The sequence below is a fragment of the Streptomyces sp. NPDC093598 genome (genome assembly GCF_044764825.1).
Taxonomy (GTDB): domain Bacteria; phylum Actinomycetota; class Actinomycetes; order Streptomycetales; family Streptomycetaceae; genus Streptomyces.
Genome location: NZ_JBIWIV010000005.1, coordinates 73,649 through 91,185 on the forward strand (window position 1 = coordinate 73,649; position 17,537 = coordinate 91,185).

Here is a 17,537-nt window from a genome sequence, read left to right on the forward strand (position 1 = left end):
GGGGAAACAGACCATGGACACGGCATCACTGCGCGGAGCGTATGACCGACTGCTCGACGTGGCGGCCGGGCCCGACCTCGGCGAGGCGGCCGACGGTGGGTGGGGCGCCGACCAGATACTGGCCCACCTCCTCAGCGTCGACGCGTCGATCGCGGCGGCCGCCCTGGGCGTCATCGCCGGCTCGCGGCCCACCTTCGACAACCGGATCTGCCTCGACACGTGGAACCTGAACCGGATCATCGCCGAGCACGCGGACCGGGCAGCCCTGACCGATCACGTGCGCCGCCAGGCCGTCCTCCTGTGCGACATCGCCGATCTGCTCAGCGACGAGGCCGCCTCGGTCCCGGTGCCGACGCTCCTCGTGTCCAACGGTGAACTGGTACTGGACCAGCCGGTTCCCCTGGCGAGCCTCATCGACGGCCTCGCGGAAGATCACGTGCCCCGGCACACGCAACAACTCCTCGACCTTATCGGTCACCCTCACCCGGTCACCGCGTCGCCATGACGGTGGGCCACCTTCCACTCGCCTTGCTCACGGCGGTACACCTGGGTGGCCCGCAGCGTGTAGCTGCGCGGTTCACCGTCGACCGAGGCGGAGGTGTGCTCGAGGCCGGCCGTGTAGGCCATGTCTCCCGACACGTCGAACGCCTGTAGCTCGAACACATACGAGGTGCAGTCGGAGAAGCTGCTCCCGAGGGCGGTGAAGAGCTGGTCGAGCTCCTGTTGCCCGTAGGCGTTGCGCCACGCCCCCAGGACACTCACGGGCTCGTCGCGTGACCAGAGGGCCCGGCGGGGAGCCGCATCTCCGTTGTGCAGCGCGAGCTCAGCCTCGTACAGGGCGGTCTCGACCCACCCCAGGAAATCGTCACGGTCGGTCATGCCTTCATCATGAGCCTGCGCGCACGCCAGGACCGCGATTCCGGCGAGCGGCACGCGGCCGCAGCACGGCCGGACCACTCGTCGCGCCCTCGGCAGACCCCCCGTTGTCGGTGGTGGGTGGAAGGCTGGACTCATGAACGGCGATGAGCAACTGCTGCGCGGCCGGGTCTACGGCCATGACCACGACGTCCCCGACCCGGGCCCCCGCCCGGGGCAGACATATGCCCACCTCATCGGCGGGCCGCTGGACGGACTGCTGCTGGACGTCACGGGCTGGACGCCGGACGAGATGGACGCGGGAGCCGCCCTGCCCACCGAACTCGGGCAGTTTCCCGGGGGCCGCGCGCTGTACGAACCCGGCCCGGACGAGCCGCGGACCACGGGCCCCGGAGTGGCATGCCGCTTCCATTACTGCGGGGACAGCCCCTGACCGTCCCGCATCCGGACGCGGCGCGTGCCGCACAACCACACTGCCTGTTGCGACAGCGCGCCACGCGTGCACCCCGCGAGGCATCCCCTGACGGGGTCGACGGGCAGCTCACCACCGAGCCGCACCAGCACACCACACGGAAGAGACCACATGCCATCCGCCGACGAACTCATCGGCCGCGACACCGTCCAGAACCTCATCGACGCCATCCAGACCGCCGCCCCGGACGCCGACCTCACGTCACTGCGCGCAGCCCCGCAGGAGATCGCCCCGCTGCCCCTCAGGGAACGAGCCGACCTGCTGCGAGACGCTCTCCTGACAGACCTGCCTGGCGACTACGCGGCACTGGCCCGGGCCATTCGCTCCGCCCGGGACCACGCCCCCCACTTCACGGGATGGCTGATCTGGCCGGTCACCAGCGCTCTTGCCACCCGCGCGGTCCAGGACGGCAGCGCCGCCGCCTTCGACGATGCGATGACGTTGCTGGCGGACCTCACCGGGCGTCTCACCGCGGAGTTCGCCCTCAGGACACTGCTGCTGCACGACCTGGACCGGGCCCTCGGCATCATCAGCGGCTGGACCGGATCGGCCGACGTCGACGTACGCAGACTCGCCTCCGAAGGCACCCGTCCCTACCTCCCCTGGGCGGTGCGGGTGCCGGACCTCATGGCTCGTCCCGGAGCGACCGTGCCCCTCCTGGACGCCCTCTACCGGGACGAGAGCGACGATGTGCGCCGCTCGGTCGCCAACCACCTCAACGACCTCGGCCGCGACCACCCCGACCTCGTCGTCACCACAGCCCGCCGCTGGCTGAACGACCCCGACGCCGCCACGGAACGCCTGGTGCGCCACGGACTGCGCACCCTCGTCAAGCGCGGCCACCCCGAGGCACTGGAACTGCTCGGCTTCGCCCCCGCGGCGCTCCGGGTCGACGGACCTCATCTGGAGCGCAGCACCGTCCCGTTCGGGGGCAGCGTCCGTTTCACCGCTTCGATCCACAACACCGGCGACGCCCAGGCGCGGCTGGCGATCGACTACATCGTGCACCACCGCAAAGCCAACGGCGGTCAGACCGGCAAAACCTTCAAACTCACCACCCGCACCCTCGCACCCGGCGAACAGATCCAGGTGGCGCGGGAGCACTCCTTCCGCCCGATCACGACCCGCCGCTACCACGCCGGACGGCACGCGATCTCCCTGCAGATCAACGGAGTCGAGACAGCCCGCGCCGATTTCGACCTGACCGACACGGACGCACCCTGACGCCGGGCTCGCAGCGCGGGCACATCCGTTCACGGCCGGGGCACGAGGAGGACCGAGCTGATAGCCTGCGATCTTCGCCGGTCCTCCGGACGGAGTCCCCCCGCAGGTCGCCATGCCCAGCCACCAGCAGCAGGTCTTCACCGCGCTCGACGCTCTGGACCGCACCTTCGCCTCGGAAGAGCCCTTCCCCGTCACCGGATGCACGTACTGCTACGGCGACCAGGACCTGCTCGACCTCTCCGGACCGCTCCACCGCATAGCCGACGATCTGGTGTCCGCCGTGGCAGCGGAGGTGCCCGATCACTGGGACGACTTCCCGCGTCTCTACCGCCGTCTCACGCCACGGATCATCCGTTCCGTCATCACCGACCAGTTGCACGTCGACGAAAACCTCATCGCCTCACGCTTGGTCCAAGCGGGCTGGACCACCTGGGAGGCGCCCCTGACCCGGGCCCTCGACGGGGTCTGGTCCGCTTGGTGGCAAGCCACGTTGCACACCCACCCCAGCCCCGTCCCCGTCAAGAACGTCCTCAGCCTCCTCACCGTCGCCACCGGCGCCCTGCGCCCCTGGCTGGACGCATGGACCGCCACCCGCACCCCGGCCGCCGACGCGCAACTGACCGACCTCATCGACGACGTGATGGTCGAGTTCGAGATCACCGAGCTGCACATGGGCTTCTACGACGAGTACCACGCCTCCCCGGAACTGCTGAACTGGCTCCTCACCGACGCACGCGCCCGCACCGACGACGCACGTCTCGACGACCCGTACCTCCTCGGACACCGGCACAGGCCGGCCCCGTCCGAGACGTCCTGATCACCGCGCACAGTCAAGGTCGCCGCTGGTCAGTCCCAGTCGGGTGCCGGCTGGTCGACTCGGCCACCCCGGTGGGGAGTCGGGATGTAGTCCTCGGCGCCCTCGGGCAGCTCGGTCACACACTGCTGCGAGCAGGCGTTGACCAGGAGAGGGAGCACGTCGGTGGCCACGCGCCGTGAGATCCACACTTGGTGAAGTCCGCCGGGTGCGATCGGGCGGGCACAGACACCGCAGTTGTCGATGGCGGTGGTGCCCCAGCGGCGGGGATCCAGGTTGCTCAGGTCGAGTTCCGTTCCAAGGTCCGGGGGAGGCGGAAGCTGTGGGAAGGGCGGTCGCAGTTTGTAGTTGCCGAACAAGGCGCGTGTGCTCACCGTGCTACGGGTCAGCTTCCGGCATCGAGTGATTTCGTAGGGGAACCAGTGCAGCCGGTAGGAGGTGTAAGGGGTGAACTCCTCCAGGTTGCCCATGGCCCCGATCTCGGGCGGAATCCGGACGAGGTTACTGCCGTAGAGCACAAGGTGCCTGACCGCGGTGAGCTTGGCGATGCTTGGCGGCAGGGTGACGATCTGCCGCCGCTCTTCGGGGCTGAGCTCGGTCAGAGGGCGGAACTCTTCGCGTCCGTCGGCGGCGGCCTCGTCGACGAGCTCCAGCAGGCGCTGCCAGCCCGGCGCGGAGGTGTCCTGCCGTTCGGCGTGGAAACCGACCCGGGCCCGCGGGTGCGGTGCCCACTGGTCGAAGCACGAGCACGTATCCGCCCTTCGGGCCCCACCCCAAGCATGGGCTGGGCTTGACGTGTCGCCCCAGCGGTTCACAAAGAGCGGCTGCTCTCCCTCAGCTGTCATGGACGCCAAGATACGGAGGCCCTGTTCTTCCCGCGAAAGGAACGTGCCGAGGGCTGATAGGGGGCGTGGATCGGGGGTACCTGCGTCGGCATGGCCTCGGAAAATGATCACGCTGAATCCGTACGAGCCCTGCGGCAACTGCGCAGGATGCGCACCTTCTACGCCGGGGGCGCCGTCTTGTGGGCCGCGACGGCTGCATCGGCGGGGTGGGACAACCCCGGGAGCCGGCAGATGTGGGTCTCTGTGCTGTTCCTGGTGGTCTTCGCCGCTCTGCTGGCCATGACGTCGTTGTGGCTGTGGCGTCAGCAGGCACGCCGTACGGACGAGCCCGTGCGTCATGCCGCTCCGCGGAGGACGACCTGGCGTCGCCACGCCAACGCCTGAGGTACGTGAACCTGCCCGCACCTACGGGTTCTGGGCGCCGCCCGCCACGCGTGTCGACTGCGACCGGTCGTGCTCTTCCGAGTCCGGCCGAAAGTCGCCCGGGCGATCACGACGAAGTTCCTCGTAGCGCTGCACATAGGCATCGAGCGCCTGGTGAACCGTGCAGCCCGACGTCTCGCGGATCGTCGCGATCGCGGCGATGCTCCGGTGCGCCAGGATGTCGTGGTCCACACTCGCGGGCAGTCGGTCCATGAGCGTGAGGCTACCGGGACGATGAGAGCGTTCTCCGCTGAACGGTCGAACCCTTTGGGCGCCCGCCCTGCCATGCCGGCACGGCGGGCGCCGTCATACCCGGTCAGCTGACGGGCGGGCGACGATCTGGACGCCGGCCGGGAGGCCGGTTCCTGGCGATCCACACCATCCCCTCGCCCGAAGGACGCCCACCGCGCACTGGAGGAGGCCATACGGGGACTGCGCCCAGGACTGCGAGCACCGCTGGAAAACGCTCCCCGAAGGGGATGGGGCCGGTCCGGCGAACGATCCGGAACACAACAAAGGCAAGGAGTCCTCTCCTTGCCTCTCCCAAGGTATAGCGCATTGGGGGGCTTGCGGCAAGGCCCCCGTGACGGCGCAGAATCGTCGACCGAAGCCACAACCTGCGGAAACGGGGACACGAGGTGCGTGTGTTGGGAATGAGGACCTGCTCGACCAGCGGTTCGACAGCGCTGGCGGGGCTGCGGATTCGAGCGGCCGGTGCAGGACGACGGAACACGGCCGCCTCGGAGGTGTCGCGATGACCGAGCAACTCGTACTGGACCTCCGAGAGGTTGACGAGACGCAGCTCGCGGTCGTCGGCGGCAAGGGCGCGCACCTGGGCACGCTGTCCCGGATCGACGGCATCAGCGTGCCGGGCGGCTTCTGCGTGACGACGGACGCCTTCCGGCGGATCATGGCGGACGCACCGTCGATCGAGGATCGGCTCGATCAACTGTCGCGCCTGGAGCCGGACGACCGGGAGGCCGTCCGAACGCTCAGCGCGCAGATCCGCCACACCATCGAAGGGATCGCCATCCCGGGCGACCTCGCGGCGGAGGTCGCCCGCGCGCTCGCCCAGCTCGGCGAGCAGGCCGCCTACGCCGTCCGGTCCAGTGCGACGGCAGAGGACCTGCCGACAGCCTCGTTCGCTGGCCAGCAGGACACCTACCTGAACGTCGTGGGGCCGCAGGCGATCCTCCAGCACGTCAGCCGGTGCTGGGCCTCGCTGTTCACCGAGCGGGCCGTGACCTACCGCCGGCAAAACGGCATCGACCACCGTACGGTCCACATGGCCGTCGTCGTGCAGCGGATGGTCTTCTCCGAGGCGGCCGGCATCCTGTTCACGGCCGACCCCGTCACGGGCAACCGGAAGGTCGCCACCGTGGACGCCGGCTTCGGGCTGGGCGAGGCCCTGGTCTCCGGCCTGGTGAACCCGGACGTCTTCAAGGTGCGGGACGGGGAGGTCGTCGCCAGGACGATCGCCGCCAAACAGCGTGCCGTTCACGCCCTGCCGGACGGCGGCACGCGGGACGTGGCGGTCGACGCGCAGCGGCAGGAGCAGCCGGCGCTGACCGATGCGCAGGTCGTGCGACTCGTGCAGCTCGGGCGCCGGATCGAGGCGCACTTCGGCAGCCCGCAGGACATCGAATGGTGCCTGATCGATGACGGCTTCCAGATCGTGCAGAGCCGGCCGATCACGACGCTGTTCCCCATCCCGGAGTCCGGCGACCAGGAGAACCGCGTCTATGTCTCCGTCGGCCATCAGCAGATGATGACCGACGCGATGAAGCCGCTGGGCCTGTCCCTGTGGAAGCTGACGGCCATGGCGCCGATGCGCGACGCCGGCGGGAGACTCTTCGTCGACGCGACTCGCGCGCTGTCCTCACCCTCGAGCCGCGACAACCTGTTGGATCTCGTAGGACGGTCCGATCCGCTGACCAGGGACGCGCTGGAGACCGTCCTCCACCGCGACGACTTCGTCCCCTCGCTCCCGGACCCCGAGCCCGGCGGCCGCCCGGCCGGGCGCGCGCCCGCCCCGATCGAGACCGATCCGGCCATCGTCACCGGGCTGATCGAACGCAGCGAGAAGTCCGTCGCCGCCCTGCGGCGCGACATCGCCACGAAGAGCGGACCGGCTCTGTTCGACTTCCTGCTGGAGGCCTTCGAGGAGCACAAGCGAGTCCTCACCGATCCGCTGAGCTTCCAGGCGATCATGGCGGGGATGGAGTCCACGTGGTGGCTCAACGACAACCTGCACGAGTGGCTGGGCGAGAAGAACGCGGCAGACACCCTCACACTGTCCGCCCCCGACAACGTCACGTCGGAGATGGGACTGGCGCTGCTCGACGTCGCGGACGTGATCCGTCCTCATGCGGAGGTGGTGGCGTTCCTGCAGAACGTCGAGGACGACAGTTTCCTGGACGAGCTGGCGAAGCTCGCGGGCGGGACCGAGGCGCGTGACGCCATCGAGGCCTATCTCGACCGGTACGGCATGCGCTGCGTCGGCGAGATCGACATCACGAGGCCGCGCTGGAGCGAGCGCCCCAGCACGCTCGTGCCGGCGATCCTCGACAATGTCAAAAACTTCGAGCCGGGCGCCGCCGCACGGCGCTTCGAGCAGGGCCGGCAGAAGGCGCTGAAGAAGGAACAGGACGTGCTGACCCGCCTTCGGGCTCTGCCCGACGGGGAGAGCAAAGCCGACGAGACCAAGAAGATGATCGACCGGGTCCGCACCTTCATCGGATACCGGGAGTATCCCAAGTACGGCATCATCAGCCGCTACTTCGTCTACAAGCAGGCCCTCCTGGCGGAGGCCGAGCGCCTCGTGGAGGCCGAGGTGCTCCGTGAGAAGGAGGACATCTTCTACCTCACGTTCGAGGAACTCCGCGACGTCGTACGCTCGAAGCAGCTGGACGACCAGCTGGTTCAGCAGCGCAAGGAGGCGTTCCGGTCGTACCACGCGCTCACACCGCCCCGGGTCCTCACATCGGAGGGCGAGACCGTCAACGGCGCGTACCGACGCGATGACGTGCCGGCCGGTGCCCTGATCGGCCTGGCGGTGTCCGGCGGGACCGTCGAGGGACGGGCCCGCGTCATCCTGGACATGGGGCAAGCCGACCTCGAGCCGGGCGACATCCTGGTCACGGCCTACACGGACCCCAGTTGGTCACCTCTGTTCGTCGGGATCGCGGGCCTGGTGACGGAGGTGGGCGGCCTGATGACCCACGGCGCTGTGATCGCCCGGGAGTACGGCCTTCCGGCCGTCGTGGGCGTGGAGCAGGCCACCCGGCTGATCCAGGACGGTCAGCGGATCCGCGTGCACGGGACCGACGGGTACATCGAGATCCTGCCCTGACTCTCTGGGCAAAATGACGGCCGGTGGGGCGCAGCGAAATCCTGGTGCTGTGCCCCACCGGCCGTCAGCGACCTGTCACTACGCGGCCAGACGCATGGCCAGTTCCTTGGCGTGGGACTCGGCGGCCGCGAGGGAATCGGCGCGGGAGGTCTCGAAGAGGGGGACGAGGTCGGCCATCGCGGGCACGGTCGGGGCCAAGGTCAGTTCGGGGACGATGAACGTGACGTCCAGACCGAGGCCGGTACCGAGGGCCTGCTGCAGATAGGTCTGCACGTAGTCGTTGCCGTGCTGCGGGGTGCCCTCCTGATAGGAGCCGCCGCGGCTGGCCACGACGATCGCCGGCTTGCCGGCGAGTGAGGGGTGCTCGGTCATCGAGGTGCGGCCCACGGCGAAGACGTGGTCGATCCAGGCCTTGAGCGTCGAGGGGATCGAATAGTTGTACATCGGTGCGCTCAGCAGAAGCACATCCGCCGCCTCGGCTTCCTCGATCAGTGCGGCGCGCAGCGCGAAGGCGGCGCGCTCTTCGGGGGATCGGTCGGCGGGGTCGGTGTAGCCCGCGTAGTAGGCGGCGGCCCGCAGATGGGGGATCGGGTCGGCGTCGAGATCTCGGTAGATCACCGAGCTCTGCGGGTTTTCGCTCTCCCATGCCCGGCGGAAGGCGGCGGTCACCTTGCGGGAGTGGGAGTTCTCGCCATTGAGGGAGGTGTCGATGTGCAGCAGCGTGGCCATGACCGTACTCCTGAGGACTCATCGGGCCGCCCTTGCGTGGCACGCCCTGTGATGTCCTACAGCCTGCTCCCTCAAGCGCAGTTGAGGTCCACCCCATGTGATCCAGATCATCATGGCCCAGTTCCGTCGCCGTGCGGTCGCGAGGGGCGGCCCTCGCATGGACGGTGTGCTCAGGGGCACGAGGACTGCGACGTCCAGGACCGGGGAGGCTGCGTGTTCGACGGTTTCGAGCTGACGCGATGCGAGGGGAACGGGGTCCGACTGAGGGTGCGTCACGGCGGCAGTGGCCCCGCGGTGCTGCTGCTGCACGGTCATCCACGGACGCACGCGACCTGGCACCGCGTCGCTCCGCTGCTGGCCGCGGCCGGCCTCACCGTGGTCTGCCCCGATCTGCGCGGCTACGGGGAGTCCGACAAACCCGCCTCCGACCCGGAGCACCGTCCGTACTCCAAGCGCGCCATGGCCGGCGACTGCCTGGCGGTCATGCGCCGCCTCGGGCATGAACGGTTCGCTGTCGTCGGGCACGACCGGGGCGCGTACGTGGCCACCCGTCTGGCCCTGGACCACCCGCAGGCCGTGTCCACCGTCAGCGTGCTGGACGCCGTGCCGATCGGGGAGGCCCTGCGGCGCTGCGACGCGACGTTCGCCGCGAGCTGGTGGCACTGGTTCTTCCTGGGGCAGACCGACAAGCCTGCCGAACGCCTCATCAACGCCGACCCCGACGCCTGGTACCGCGCCACGAGCGAGCAGATGGGCGCCGAGGCGTACGAGGACTTCCGGCGTGCGATCCACGACCCGGCCACCGTGCACGCCATGTGCGAGGACTACCGCGCCGGCCTCGGCGTCGACCGCGAGCACGACGACACCGACCAGCGGGCCGGCCGGCGCATCGCCCGTCCTCTCCAGGTGCTGTGGGCCACCCAGGACGACATGGCCGATCTCTACGGCGACGTGCCGGCCGTCTGGCGCGCCTGGGCGGGCGACCGGCTCGAAGGGGGCCCGATCGACTCCGGACACCACATGGCCGAAGAGGCACCCGAGGCTCTCGCAGCGGCCCTGCTCGACTTCTGGCGGAGTGCCGAGTGGCACGACGGCCGGATGGGACACCACTGACGAGCCCCAAGGCCGTGATCGACACGACCGCGTGCTGGACCGCCGCCCGGCAGCTCATCGAGATGCAGCGGGACGGCGATCGCAGCCCGCGGGTCAGGCGCTCAGGGCCTGCTCGGTGGTGTCGTGGCAGGGGATGAGCGTGTCGACGCCGACCAGCTGCAGCACGCGCAGGACGGAGTGCTGGGCGCCGGCGATGCGCACCCAGCCGTCTGCGCCGCTCACCTGCTGGTGGGCGGTGACGAAGACGTTGATGCCGCTGGAGTCCATGAAGGTCACACCGCTGAGATCCGCGACGATCCGCGGCGGCGCCGCCCCGTCGTCGACGAGCAGGGCTGCGCTGAGCACGTCCTGGACGTCGTGGTCGATCTCGCCCCGCAGCGTCACGACACGGATGTCTCCCGCCATGCGGTGTTCGGCGTGGAGCCGGCCCGGCCGGTTCGCTTCCTCGATCTGGGTCACCGTCTCCTCGAATGTGCTTAGGCTTGCCCGGTCAGAACGTGCGCGACTGATTCTGCCCCACCGCCCCGGCCGGATGCACCTGAGCGGCTGTGCCGAACAACACCCTTGCGGCATGCAGGGCAGCGAAACGGGGTACCGGCGCGCGTGAACGGGGAGTGAGGGCGAGGCCAGTGGGATCTGATGTCGACGGTGACGGCTGCACAGCACCGGCGGAGGAGCACCTCATGCGTGCCGCGTACGCGCTGGGTGGAGACGACAGCTGCATCGCGGACGCCCTCGACCAGGCCAGTGACAACCATCACCTGCCCGTATCCGCCCGAGCGAGGGACCTCACCCAGCTGGTCGTCAGCGAGCTGGTCACCAACACACGCAAGTACGCTCCCGGACCCGTCCTGCTGGAACTGTGCATCACCGCCCGCACCGTGGAAGTCATCGTGTGGGACAGCGACCCGACGGTTCCCGCAGCCCGGGCCGCCGACCCCAGCAGAATCGGCCAGCACGGCCTGGAGATCGTGAAGGCCGTGGTCGAGGACTTCGACGTACAGCGGGAGCCTGTGGGCAAACGCATCACCGCCCGCATCGCTCTGGCCGACGGCCCCGACGGCGGCCCTCGCCGCGGAGTGGCGGCAGACCGCGATGGGGCGGTCGGTCCCTAGCCGGACCCCCGCGCGGGAACCAGCTCAGCAGCAGGCCGTTACGGCCCGATGGGTTCGGTCACGCCGAGCGCGTCGAGCACCGTGCGCACGTCGGCAATCCGCGTCCGCGCTGGTCTCTCCCTGCCCGAAGCATTGCGACGACAGCCGCGGCCTCGGCTCCGGCTCCCCGGATTCCGTCCGGGCGCGCAGCACACGCAGCGGAGTGCGCAGCGTCTTGGCCGCTTCGGCGGTGTGGACGAGGTCACGGTCCCGGCCCCGCCGCCGTGCCCGGAACGATCGAGACCCAGCCGCCGTTCCGCGTGAGCAACCGACGGGGGACCGGCCCGGCTACCCGGCCGCCGCACGCGTACCGGGCCCGGCGCGGCTGTCAGGGCGTTCCGAGGCCCCGCAGCAAGGTGTCGACCACGACGTCCGCCGCCCGCGCGGGGCTCAGTTCCGGCATGTGCCGGGACACGAGGTGCATGAGCTGGGGCAGCAGTGCGTTCGCCCACCCGTCAGGGAGGTCGGAGCGCAACAGTCCCTCATTCGTGGCGCGTTCGAGGAAGGCGGCGACCTCGCGTACGGAGGCGTCCCGACGGGCGCGGACGGTGTCGTCGGCGAGCATGCGGGCGAGGTCGACGGGCCAGGCGCGGTTGACGGCGATGATGTTCTCGACGTAGCGGTGCAACGCGACGGCCACAGGTGCCTCGCGCAGCCGGGCGTCCTCGATGGCGATCTCGATGGCCTCGAGGCGCGATGCGTAGATCGCGGCGAGGAGATCCTCGCGGGAGGCGAAGCGGCGGTAGACGGTGCGCCGGTCCACACCCGCCTCGGTGGCGATGCTCGCGATGCTCGCGCCCGGGTCGGCGGCGAGCATGCGTGCCCCGGTGGTCAGGACAGCTTCCAGATTGCGTGCTGCGTCGGCTCTCACCGCACCGAGTCTAGCCGTGCCTGTGGAACCTGACGCATCTAGCGCCTCGCTCATGTGAATATCTCACATGTAAGTGCTCTATTGATGTGGCAGTTAGCTCAGGCGCTCCGCGAACTGATCGGCACCCGGGTGCTCCAGGGTGTGGTTGGCGGCGGCATGATCGTGCTGACCTTCGCCCTGGTCGGTGACATCGCCGCGCTGAGTGAACGCGGTCGCTACCAGGGTCCGTTCGCTCGGTCTACGGCGTCGCCAGCATCGCCGACCCTCTGCTGGGCGGTGTCTTCACCGACCAGCTGTCCTGGCGGTGGGCCTTGTGTCTCGGCGGTGGGCGCCGGGTCCTTACTCGGCGTCACCGCTCTGACTGGTGACGAAACTGTCAGCCGAGCGCGTCACCTGTCAAGATGGTGACTGCGGGCAGGGGTCGGTGTGCGAGGCTGGACCCGCGTGGACGGATACGGACAAGAAAGGTGAAGCGCCATGAGCGATGTCGAGGAGAGGGCGCTGCTGGCGGGCGGCTGCTTCTGGGGCCTGCAGGAGCTGATCAGGTCGCTTCCCGGCGTGATCCGCACCCGGGTCGGTTACAGCGGTGACGACAGCAAGCCCCACCCCACCTATCGTGACCACGGAAAACACGCGGAGTCGATCGAGATCGCGTTTGATCCGACGGCTACCGACTACCGCGCGATCCTGGAGTACTTCTTCCAGATCCACGACCCGACCACGAGGAACCGGCAGGGCAACGACATCGGCCTGAGCTACCGCTCCGCCATCTTCTATCTCGACGACGAGCAGCGGCGCGTCGCTCAGGACACCATCGCCGACGTGGAGGCGTCCGGTCTGTGGCCGGGCGAGGTGGTGACCGAGGTCGTGCCGGCCGGCGCGTTCTGGGAAGCCGAGCCGGAGCACCAGGACTACCTCCAGCGCTACCCGGAGGGCTACACCTGCCACTTCCCGCGCCCGAACTGGCGGTTGCCCAGGCGCGGCTAGTCCAGGACGCCGACGTGGCCGGGAAGGGCATCGCCCTTCCCGGCCACGCGTCGTTTCGGCTTCCCTCCGTCGGGCTGTCCCCTGTTCGGTGAGCACACTCATGTGGTCCTATCACGCAGAAGTGCTACATTGAAGTGACAGATAGCGTCACTGCTCGGACCGTTCCGAAGAGAGACAGAGCATGATCACCTACGACCGGCTGTTCATCGGAGGCTCCTGGGTGGAGCCCAGCGTCCCGGAGCTCCTCGACATCACCTCGCCGCACGACCGGTCGGTGATCGGGCGTGCGGCCCAGGCGCGGCCCGCCGACGTGGACCGCGCGGTCGCGGCGGCGCGGGCCTCGTTCGAGACGGGTGTGTGGCGTACGACCCCGCCGGGGGAACGGGTCGCCGTCCTGCGGCGGTTCAACGCGCTGCGCGAGGAGAACGCGGAGAAGGTCGCGTACCTGATCTCGCTGGAGAACGGCTCGGCGGGATGGTTCACCCGGGCCGGTCAGCCGGGCCTGACCCGGCAGGCCAACGCCTACCTGAAGGCGGCGGAGGAGTTCGGCTGGGAGGAGGCCCTGGTGCCCTCCGACCCGGCATCCCCGGTGCGCAGCGTGGTGCGCCGTGAGGCGGTCGGCGTCGTGGCCGCGGTGATCCCGTGGAACTCTCCGTTCTCCTCGGCCACCGCGAAGATCATCCCGGCCCTGCTCGCGGGGAACTCCGTGGTCCTCAAGGTCTCCCCGGAGAACTCGCTGAGCATGGGCTTCCTCGCGGAGCTGCTGGAGCGGGTCGGATTGCCCGAGGGTGTGATCAGCGTCCTGCCCGCGGACCGGGAGACCAGTGAGCACCTCGTCTCACACCGGGAGGTCGACAAGATCGCCTTCACCGGCTCGACGCGGGCCGGCCGCCGCATCGCCTCGATCGCGGGTGAGCAGCTCAAGCGCGTCAGCCTGGAGCTGGGGGGCAAGTCGGCTGCCATCGTCCTGCCGGACGTCGACATCGAGAAGGCGGTCGCGGGCCTGAAGTTCGGCTCCCTGCTCAACAACGGCGAGTCGTGCATCGCCCAGACCCGCATCCTCGCCCCGCGCAGCCGGTACGAGGAGGTCGTGGCCGCGCTGAGGAAGCTGGTCGAGTCGCTGAAGGTAGGCGACCCGGGTGACCCCGACACCTTCATCGGCCCGATGATCCGCCCCGACCAGCAGGAACGGGTGCGCAGCTACATCCGGCTCGGCATCGAGGAGGGCGCCCGCCTGGTCACCGGCGGTCCGCAGATTCCCGCAGGCCTGGAGAAGGGCAACTACGTCACGCCCACGGTCTTCGCCGACGTCGACAACTCCATGCGCATCGCACAGGAGGAGATCTTCGGCCCGGTCCTGGTCGTCATCGCCTACGACGACGAGGGCGACGCCGTCCGCATCGCCAACGACTCCGAGTACGGCCTCTCCGGCGGTGTCTGGTCCGCCGACGAGGCACACGCCCTGGCGGTCGCCCGACGCGTCCGCACCGGCACCGTCACGGTCAACGGCGCCTCTGTGGCTTTCGACGGCCCGTTCGGTGGCTTCAAGGCCAGCGGCGTCGGCCGCGAGTACGGCGCGGTGGGCCTCGCGTCCTACACCGAGTACAAGACCATCACCGTCTGACGCACGACCCCGAAACTGCGCGTCACCGGTTTGACAGGTGACGCAAAGGGCGGCATGCTGAGCGGCGTCCAAGGCAACAGCGCGATTCCGAAGTGGAGACCGGTCATGGACGAGAAACTGTCGATCGACCCCGCCGCAGCCGCACGGCACGCGCGGTTCGGCAAGCTCCCCGAGCGCATCCGTTTCGAGGACATGGCCGAAGAGGCGGAGGCCACGCCGGGCGGCGGGGGAAACGCCTACAACCCCGAGGGCTCGTGGAAGCACTACTCGTGCCTCGCGCTCGACCTGGGCCTGTAGACCCGCGTCCCCTCCACACACCGGCCGGAGGGCGAGGTCAACCGTGCAACTCCGCTGCCGCACAGGGCTCGTCATGGCCGCCGAGCAGGCCCGCCAACAGCTCGCCGAGCAAAGGCTGACGCGAGTGCGTGGCTTGGGCGGGCAGCCGCCTCGCCTGAGGTGTGACGGGAGCACCCTGCACCTTCGCGGGCACCCCTGGCGTATCCGAGGGCCCTTCGTCCCCCTGAGCAAGAGTGAGGATCTCCATGAGGAGTGCCTCTTGCTGTTTCAGCGCCGCATGTGCGCCCTGCCCGATCGACGGATCAGTTCGACGGCGCGGCGGGTGAGGACTTCTTCCGTGCGCGGTACGCCGCCGCCTTGATCTTGTTGCCGCACGACTCCATGCCGCACCACTGCCGCCGCATGCCGCGGGAGCGGTCGATGTAGATGCGGGTGCACTCCGGGTTGCCGCACTCCTTCAGCAGCGGGACGTCAGGGCCGCTGAGCAGTTCGACCGCCTGCCGGGCCACGGTGGCCAGAGCCTGCTCGGGGGTCGCGTCGGTGTGCCGGCCCGTCAGGGTGAGCTGCGGTGTCGCGGGCGTCTTGCGTGCGGCGGCGTTCAGCACGGCGAGCGCCTCGCGGTCGAAGTCCTCACCGAGGCGACGGTTCGTGACGAGCCGGTAGATCACCTCGCGCACGGTGGTCGCCTCCCGGACGTCGTCCTCCTTGCCGGGCGTGATCGTGTCCACGAGCCCGGACTCCAGGTACCAGGCGTTCAGCCGCTCCGGCGTCACGAACATCTCGAACCGTGTCGAGCGCCGGGCGCGCAGTGTGGCCGCGAAGTCGAGGGCGGGGTGCCCGCAGACGAAAACATGGTCAAGATTCACATCACCATCCTGACAGGTGACTCCCGCACGGGGCAAGAATCGTCACCGCTCCGGGTGGTTCCGGGCCGTGGAGAGCGTGATCGTAACCCCGGATCGGGGGCGATGGCAGAAGTCTCGGCGCTGAGCTGGCGATGTCCCAGTCGTCACCGATGGTGGTGAAGTGCTCCTCGCCGACGTCCCCGGACTCGACGGCGTCCAGGGCGCGGATCACGGCGGCGACGCCGAGCACCTCGGCGACGGTGAGGTCGCCGGTCAGGGGGAGGCTCTGCGGGAGGTGGCCCAGCGTCCCTTCGGCCGACAACGAGCCGGTGGCGGGCTTGAGTTCGTCGGCGATCACGAAGGGGAGTGCCGAGGCCTCCGAGGTCGACGCAACGGGCAAAGCCGGGAAGGTGGTCGGGTGTGTCAGGCGTCCGCAGAAGGTGTCCAGGTCTGCCGCCCAACCCGGGCGGGTTCCGGCACTACAGCGCCGTCGGCGCGATCGGCCGGTCCAGACACACGTCGAAGCCACCGAAGCCGATCTCCGCCTAGTGGTCGGTGTGGATGCCGGGGTTGTACTCGGCAGTTCCCGCGCCGATGTGCAGCAGCATCGTCCAGCTCGCGCGGTCGAGCAGCCGGGGTTATGCCTGTCCCCGTGCCCGGTTCCGCTGCAACGCCGCCAACGTATCGGCGCCCACGCCAAAGAGGCCGTCGCTCATGCACCACACCGCCGACGCACTGGAATTCGGTCGCCTGTCGGACCGTAGAGGACGGTCGAATCTTGACCCTTTTGCGGGAGGCTGTTGAGAAACCCTGCATGAATTCCCTACCAGGGCCCTGTGGCAATGTCACGCGGACAACGCGTAATAAGGAATGAGTGCCGGGTACAGGGGAGGCGTTCGAGCATGATGGCTGTCGTAACTCACGTCGGTCGCGCCAGACCACTCGGCCGGTTCGTCGTTGCCGGTGCCCTCGGTGCCGGAACCTCGGTGCTCTTCGGTTTCGCCCGGTCCCTCTGCCACTACGGGTTCGACGCCGCTGCCACCCTTGTCGTCTTCGCCGCCGCCACCGGTACCGTGCTCGCGGTCGACGGGCTCGTACGCCGGCGCGCGGTGCCTCGATGGCTGCGCCGTCTCGTCATCCGGGGGTGCGTTCTGGGTCTCGGCGCGGGCGTGGCGCTCGCGGTAGCGGGAGGTGTCCTCCTGGCGGCCACCCCGGGGGTGGGTGACGCGGAGGCCCGGGTGCGCGCACAGGCCGCCGCACACGGGGTGAGCGAGCAGGATGCGGCCACGCCCCCGAAGGTCGCCGCGGCGCTGGTGGCCACCGAGGACGCCCACTTCTGGCACAACCCCGGCATCGACCCCGCCGGAGTGCTGCGCGCGGTGGTGTTCTGGGCACGCGGTCAAGGGGGCGACGGAGGGGGCGCCACCATCGAGCAGCAACTCGCCAAGATGCTCTACACCGACGGGCAACGCACCCGGCGCGACCAGTTGGAACAGGTCGCGCTGGCCGTCAAGCTCGCTCATGCCTGTCCCAAGGGCGAGATCCTGCGGATGTACCTGTCCACCGCGTACTTCGGCCATGGGTACTACGGTCTGGACGCGGCCGCACGCGGGTACTTCGAGGAGAGCCCCGCCCAACTGGACTGGCCCCAGGCCGCACTCCTCGTCGGCCTGGTCCAGGCACCTTCCGCCTACGACCCCCTCCACCACCCCGATCTCGCCGAACAGCGCCGCGCCGAGGTCCTGCGCCGCCTGGAGGCGGTAGGCGACCTGACCGCACACCAGGTCAAGGCCTTCGCCGCCGCTCCGTTGGATGTCTGAACGCAGGTCGCGAGACGGACAGCACAACCCTGCGGGCTGGTCGTGAGTCTTCTGACCGATCACGTTGTGATCGGAGCCACGAGGAGATCAT

General features: G+C 69.4%; 19 protein-coding genes and 1 pseudogene. 12 read left to right on the forward strand and 8 right to left on the reverse strand.

Features of this window, described 5'->3' with window-relative positions:
* Positions 1 to 13: 13 nt before the first annotated feature.
* Complete coding sequence (locus ACIRDU_RS18950) at positions 14 to 505, forward strand: hypothetical protein (protein ID WP_403580816.1); 492 nt, start codon at positions 14 to 16, stop codon at positions 503 to 505.
* Here the strand turns inward: ACIRDU_RS18950 and ACIRDU_RS18955 are convergent.
* Positions 481 to 879 carry a YybH family protein gene (locus ACIRDU_RS18955; protein WP_403580819.1) on the reverse strand — a complete coding sequence of 133 codons (399 nt, stop codon included), beginning with the start codon at positions 877 to 879 and terminating at the stop codon, positions 481 to 483. The genes ACIRDU_RS18950 and ACIRDU_RS18955 overlap by 25 nt on opposite strands.
* 133 nt (positions 880 to 1,012) lie before the next feature.
* Here ACIRDU_RS18955 and ACIRDU_RS18960 point away from each other — a divergent pair, with 133 nt between their 5' ends.
* From ACIRDU_RS18960 to ACIRDU_RS18970, 3 genes are all read left to right on the forward strand, one after another.
* On the forward strand, positions 1,013 to 1,309 hold the full coding sequence (locus tag ACIRDU_RS18960) for a hypothetical protein (RefSeq protein WP_403580821.1): 297 nt from the start codon (positions 1,013 to 1,015) through the stop codon (positions 1,307 to 1,309).
* Between the two features lie 150 nt (positions 1,310 to 1,459).
* Positions 1,460 to 2,572 (forward strand): DNA alkylation repair protein, encoded by a 1,113-nt coding sequence (locus ACIRDU_RS18965; protein WP_403580823.1) that lies wholly within the window; start codon positions 1,460 to 1,462, stop codon positions 2,570 to 2,572.
* 112 nt (positions 2,573 to 2,684) lie between these two features.
* On the forward strand, positions 2,685 to 3,389 hold the full coding sequence (locus ACIRDU_RS18970) for a hypothetical protein (protein WP_403580826.1): 705 nt from the start codon (positions 2,685 to 2,687) through the stop codon (positions 3,387 to 3,389).
* Between the two features lie 29 nt (positions 3,390 to 3,418).
* Here ACIRDU_RS18970 and ACIRDU_RS18975 read toward each other — a convergent pair whose 3' ends face one another.
* Entirely contained in the window at positions 3,419 to 4,231 is an 813-nt protein-coding gene (locus ACIRDU_RS18975) for a leucine-rich repeat domain-containing protein (RefSeq protein WP_403580829.1), read from the reverse strand.
* Positions 4,232 to 4,462: 231 nt separating this feature from the next.
* On the opposite strand from ACIRDU_RS18975, the gene ACIRDU_RS18980 reads away from it, so the two are divergent.
* Positions 4,463 to 4,615 (forward strand): hypothetical protein, encoded by a 153-nt coding sequence (locus ACIRDU_RS18980; RefSeq protein ID WP_403580831.1) that lies wholly within the window; start codon positions 4,463 to 4,465, stop codon positions 4,613 to 4,615.
* Between the two features lie 21 nt (positions 4,616 to 4,636).
* Here ACIRDU_RS18980 and ACIRDU_RS18985 read toward each other — a convergent pair whose 3' ends face one another.
* Positions 4,637 to 4,867 (reverse strand): hypothetical protein, encoded by a 231-nt coding sequence (locus ACIRDU_RS18985; protein WP_403580834.1) that lies wholly within the window; start codon positions 4,865 to 4,867, stop codon positions 4,637 to 4,639.
* Between the two features lie 541 nt (positions 4,868 to 5,408).
* Here ACIRDU_RS18985 and rph point away from each other — a divergent pair.
* Positions 5,409 to 8,006, forward strand: coding sequence for a rifamycin-inactivating phosphotransferase (gene rph / locus ACIRDU_RS18990; protein WP_403580837.1), 2,598 nt, complete (start codon positions 5,409 to 5,411; stop codon positions 8,004 to 8,006).
* A 78-nt stretch (positions 8,007 to 8,084) separates the two neighbouring features.
* On the opposite strand, the gene ACIRDU_RS18995 is transcribed toward rph, so the two are convergent.
* Positions 8,085 to 8,735, reverse strand: coding sequence for an FMN-dependent NADH-azoreductase (locus tag ACIRDU_RS18995; protein WP_403580840.1), 651 nt, complete (start codon positions 8,733 to 8,735; stop codon positions 8,085 to 8,087).
* A gap of 213 nt (positions 8,736 to 8,948) precedes the next feature.
* Here ACIRDU_RS18995 and ACIRDU_RS19000 point away from each other — a divergent pair, with 213 nt between their 5' ends.
* Complete coding sequence (locus ACIRDU_RS19000; RefSeq protein ID WP_403580843.1) at positions 8,949 to 9,848, forward strand: alpha/beta hydrolase; 900 nt, start codon at positions 8,949 to 8,951, stop codon at positions 9,846 to 9,848.
* 93 nt (positions 9,849 to 9,941) lie between these two features.
* On the opposite strand, the gene ACIRDU_RS19005 is transcribed toward ACIRDU_RS19000, so the two are convergent.
* Positions 9,942 to 10,307 (reverse strand): STAS domain-containing protein, encoded by a 366-nt coding sequence (locus tag ACIRDU_RS19005; RefSeq protein WP_403580845.1) that lies wholly within the window; start codon positions 10,305 to 10,307, stop codon positions 9,942 to 9,944.
* 224 nt (positions 10,308 to 10,531) lie between these two features.
* Here ACIRDU_RS19005 and ACIRDU_RS19010 point away from each other — a divergent pair, with 224 nt between their 5' ends.
* Complete coding sequence (locus ACIRDU_RS19010; protein ID WP_403580847.1) at positions 10,532 to 10,963, forward strand: ATP-binding protein; 432 nt, start codon at positions 10,532 to 10,534, stop codon at positions 10,961 to 10,963.
* Positions 10,964 to 11,330: 367 nt separating this feature from the next.
* Here ACIRDU_RS19010 and ACIRDU_RS19015 read toward each other — a convergent pair whose 3' ends face one another.
* Positions 11,331 to 11,819 (reverse strand): TetR/AcrR family transcriptional regulator, encoded by a 489-nt coding sequence (locus tag ACIRDU_RS19015; protein WP_403581248.1) that lies wholly within the window; start codon positions 11,817 to 11,819, stop codon positions 11,331 to 11,333.
* A 531-nt stretch (positions 11,820 to 12,350) separates the two neighbouring features.
* Here ACIRDU_RS19015 and msrA point away from each other — a divergent pair.
* From msrA to ACIRDU_RS19030, 3 genes are all read left to right on the forward strand, one after another.
* On the forward strand, positions 12,351 to 12,860 hold the full coding sequence (gene msrA / locus ACIRDU_RS19020; protein WP_403580850.1) for a peptide-methionine (S)-S-oxide reductase MsrA: 510 nt from the start codon (positions 12,351 to 12,353) through the stop codon (positions 12,858 to 12,860).
* 181 nt (positions 12,861 to 13,041) lie between these two features.
* The gene (locus ACIRDU_RS19025) at positions 13,042 to 14,484 is read left to right on the forward strand and encodes an aldehyde dehydrogenase (protein WP_403580853.1); all 1,443 of its coding nucleotides are present in this window, start codon (positions 13,042 to 13,044) and stop codon (positions 14,482 to 14,484) included.
* Between the two features lie 105 nt (positions 14,485 to 14,589).
* Positions 14,590 to 14,781, forward strand: a complete 192-nt coding sequence (locus ACIRDU_RS19030) for a hypothetical protein (protein ID WP_403580855.1) — start codon at positions 14,590 to 14,592, stop codon at positions 14,779 to 14,781.
* Between the two features lie 302 nt (positions 14,782 to 15,083).
* Here ACIRDU_RS19030 and ACIRDU_RS19035 read toward each other — a convergent pair whose 3' ends face one another.
* Positions 15,084 to 15,647: a CGNR zinc finger domain-containing protein gene (locus tag ACIRDU_RS19035; protein ID WP_403580858.1), complete on the reverse strand. Its 564-nt coding sequence runs from the start codon at positions 15,645 to 15,647 to the stop codon at positions 15,084 to 15,086.
* 130 nt (positions 15,648 to 15,777) lie between these two features.
* Positions 15,778 to 16,074: pseudogene (locus tag ACIRDU_RS19040) on the reverse strand (ABC transporter ATP-binding protein); the annotation flags it as partial.
* 454 nt (positions 16,075 to 16,528) lie between these two features.
* Between ACIRDU_RS19040 and ACIRDU_RS19045 the strand changes: the two are divergent.
* Positions 16,529 to 17,446, forward strand: a complete 918-nt coding sequence (locus ACIRDU_RS19045) for a transglycosylase domain-containing protein (protein WP_403580861.1) — start codon at positions 16,529 to 16,531, stop codon at positions 17,444 to 17,446.
* Positions 17,447 to 17,537: the final 91 nt, after the last annotated feature.

What these genes read in the sequence shown, in the direction of transcription:
- ACIRDU_RS18950 (WP_403580816.1), top strand. Translation starts at nt 14, where the DNA reads ATGGACACGGCATCACTGCGCGGAGCGTATGACCGACTGCTCGACGTG.
- ACIRDU_RS18955 (WP_403580819.1), bottom strand. Translation starts at nt 879, where the DNA reads ATGACCGACCGTGACGATTTCCTGGGGTGGGTCGAGACCGCCCTGTAC.
- ACIRDU_RS18960 (WP_403580821.1), top strand. Translation starts at nt 1,013, where the DNA reads ATGAACGGCGATGAGCAACTGCTGCGCGGCCGGGTCTACGGCCATGAC.
- ACIRDU_RS18965 (WP_403580823.1), top strand. Translation starts at nt 1,460, where the DNA reads ATGCCATCCGCCGACGAACTCATCGGCCGCGACACCGTCCAGAACCTC.
- ACIRDU_RS18970 (WP_403580826.1), top strand. Translation starts at nt 2,685, where the DNA reads ATGCCCAGCCACCAGCAGCAGGTCTTCACCGCGCTCGACGCTCTGGAC.
- ACIRDU_RS18975 (WP_403580829.1), bottom strand. Translation starts at nt 4,231, where the DNA reads ATGACAGCTGAGGGAGAGCAGCCGCTCTTTGTGAACCGCTGGGGCGAC.
- ACIRDU_RS18980 (WP_403580831.1), top strand. Translation starts at nt 4,463, where the DNA reads ATGTGGGTCTCTGTGCTGTTCCTGGTGGTCTTCGCCGCTCTGCTGGCC.
- ACIRDU_RS18985 (WP_403580834.1), bottom strand. Translation starts at nt 4,867, where the DNA reads ATGGACCGACTGCCCGCGAGTGTGGACCACGACATCCTGGCGCACCGG.
- rph (WP_403580837.1), top strand. Translation starts at nt 5,409, where the DNA reads ATGACCGAGCAACTCGTACTGGACCTCCGAGAGGTTGACGAGACGCAG.
- ACIRDU_RS18995 (WP_403580840.1), bottom strand. Translation starts at nt 8,735, where the DNA reads ATGGCCACGCTGCTGCACATCGACACCTCCCTCAATGGCGAGAACTCC.
- ACIRDU_RS19010 (WP_403580847.1), top strand. Translation starts at nt 10,532, where the DNA reads ATGCGTGCCGCGTACGCGCTGGGTGGAGACGACAGCTGCATCGCGGAC.
- ACIRDU_RS19015 (WP_403581248.1), bottom strand. Translation starts at nt 11,819, where the DNA reads ATGCTCGCCGCCGACCCGGGCGCGAGCATCGCGAGCATCGCCACCGAG.
- msrA (WP_403580850.1), top strand. Translation starts at nt 12,351, where the DNA reads ATGAGCGATGTCGAGGAGAGGGCGCTGCTGGCGGGCGGCTGCTTCTGG.
- ACIRDU_RS19025 (WP_403580853.1), top strand. Translation starts at nt 13,042, where the DNA reads ATGATCACCTACGACCGGCTGTTCATCGGAGGCTCCTGGGTGGAGCCC.
- ACIRDU_RS19030 (WP_403580855.1), top strand. Translation starts at nt 14,590, where the DNA reads ATGGACGAGAAACTGTCGATCGACCCCGCCGCAGCCGCACGGCACGCG.
- ACIRDU_RS19045 (WP_403580861.1), top strand. Translation starts at nt 16,529, where the DNA reads ATGATGGCTGTCGTAACTCACGTCGGTCGCGCCAGACCACTCGGCCGG.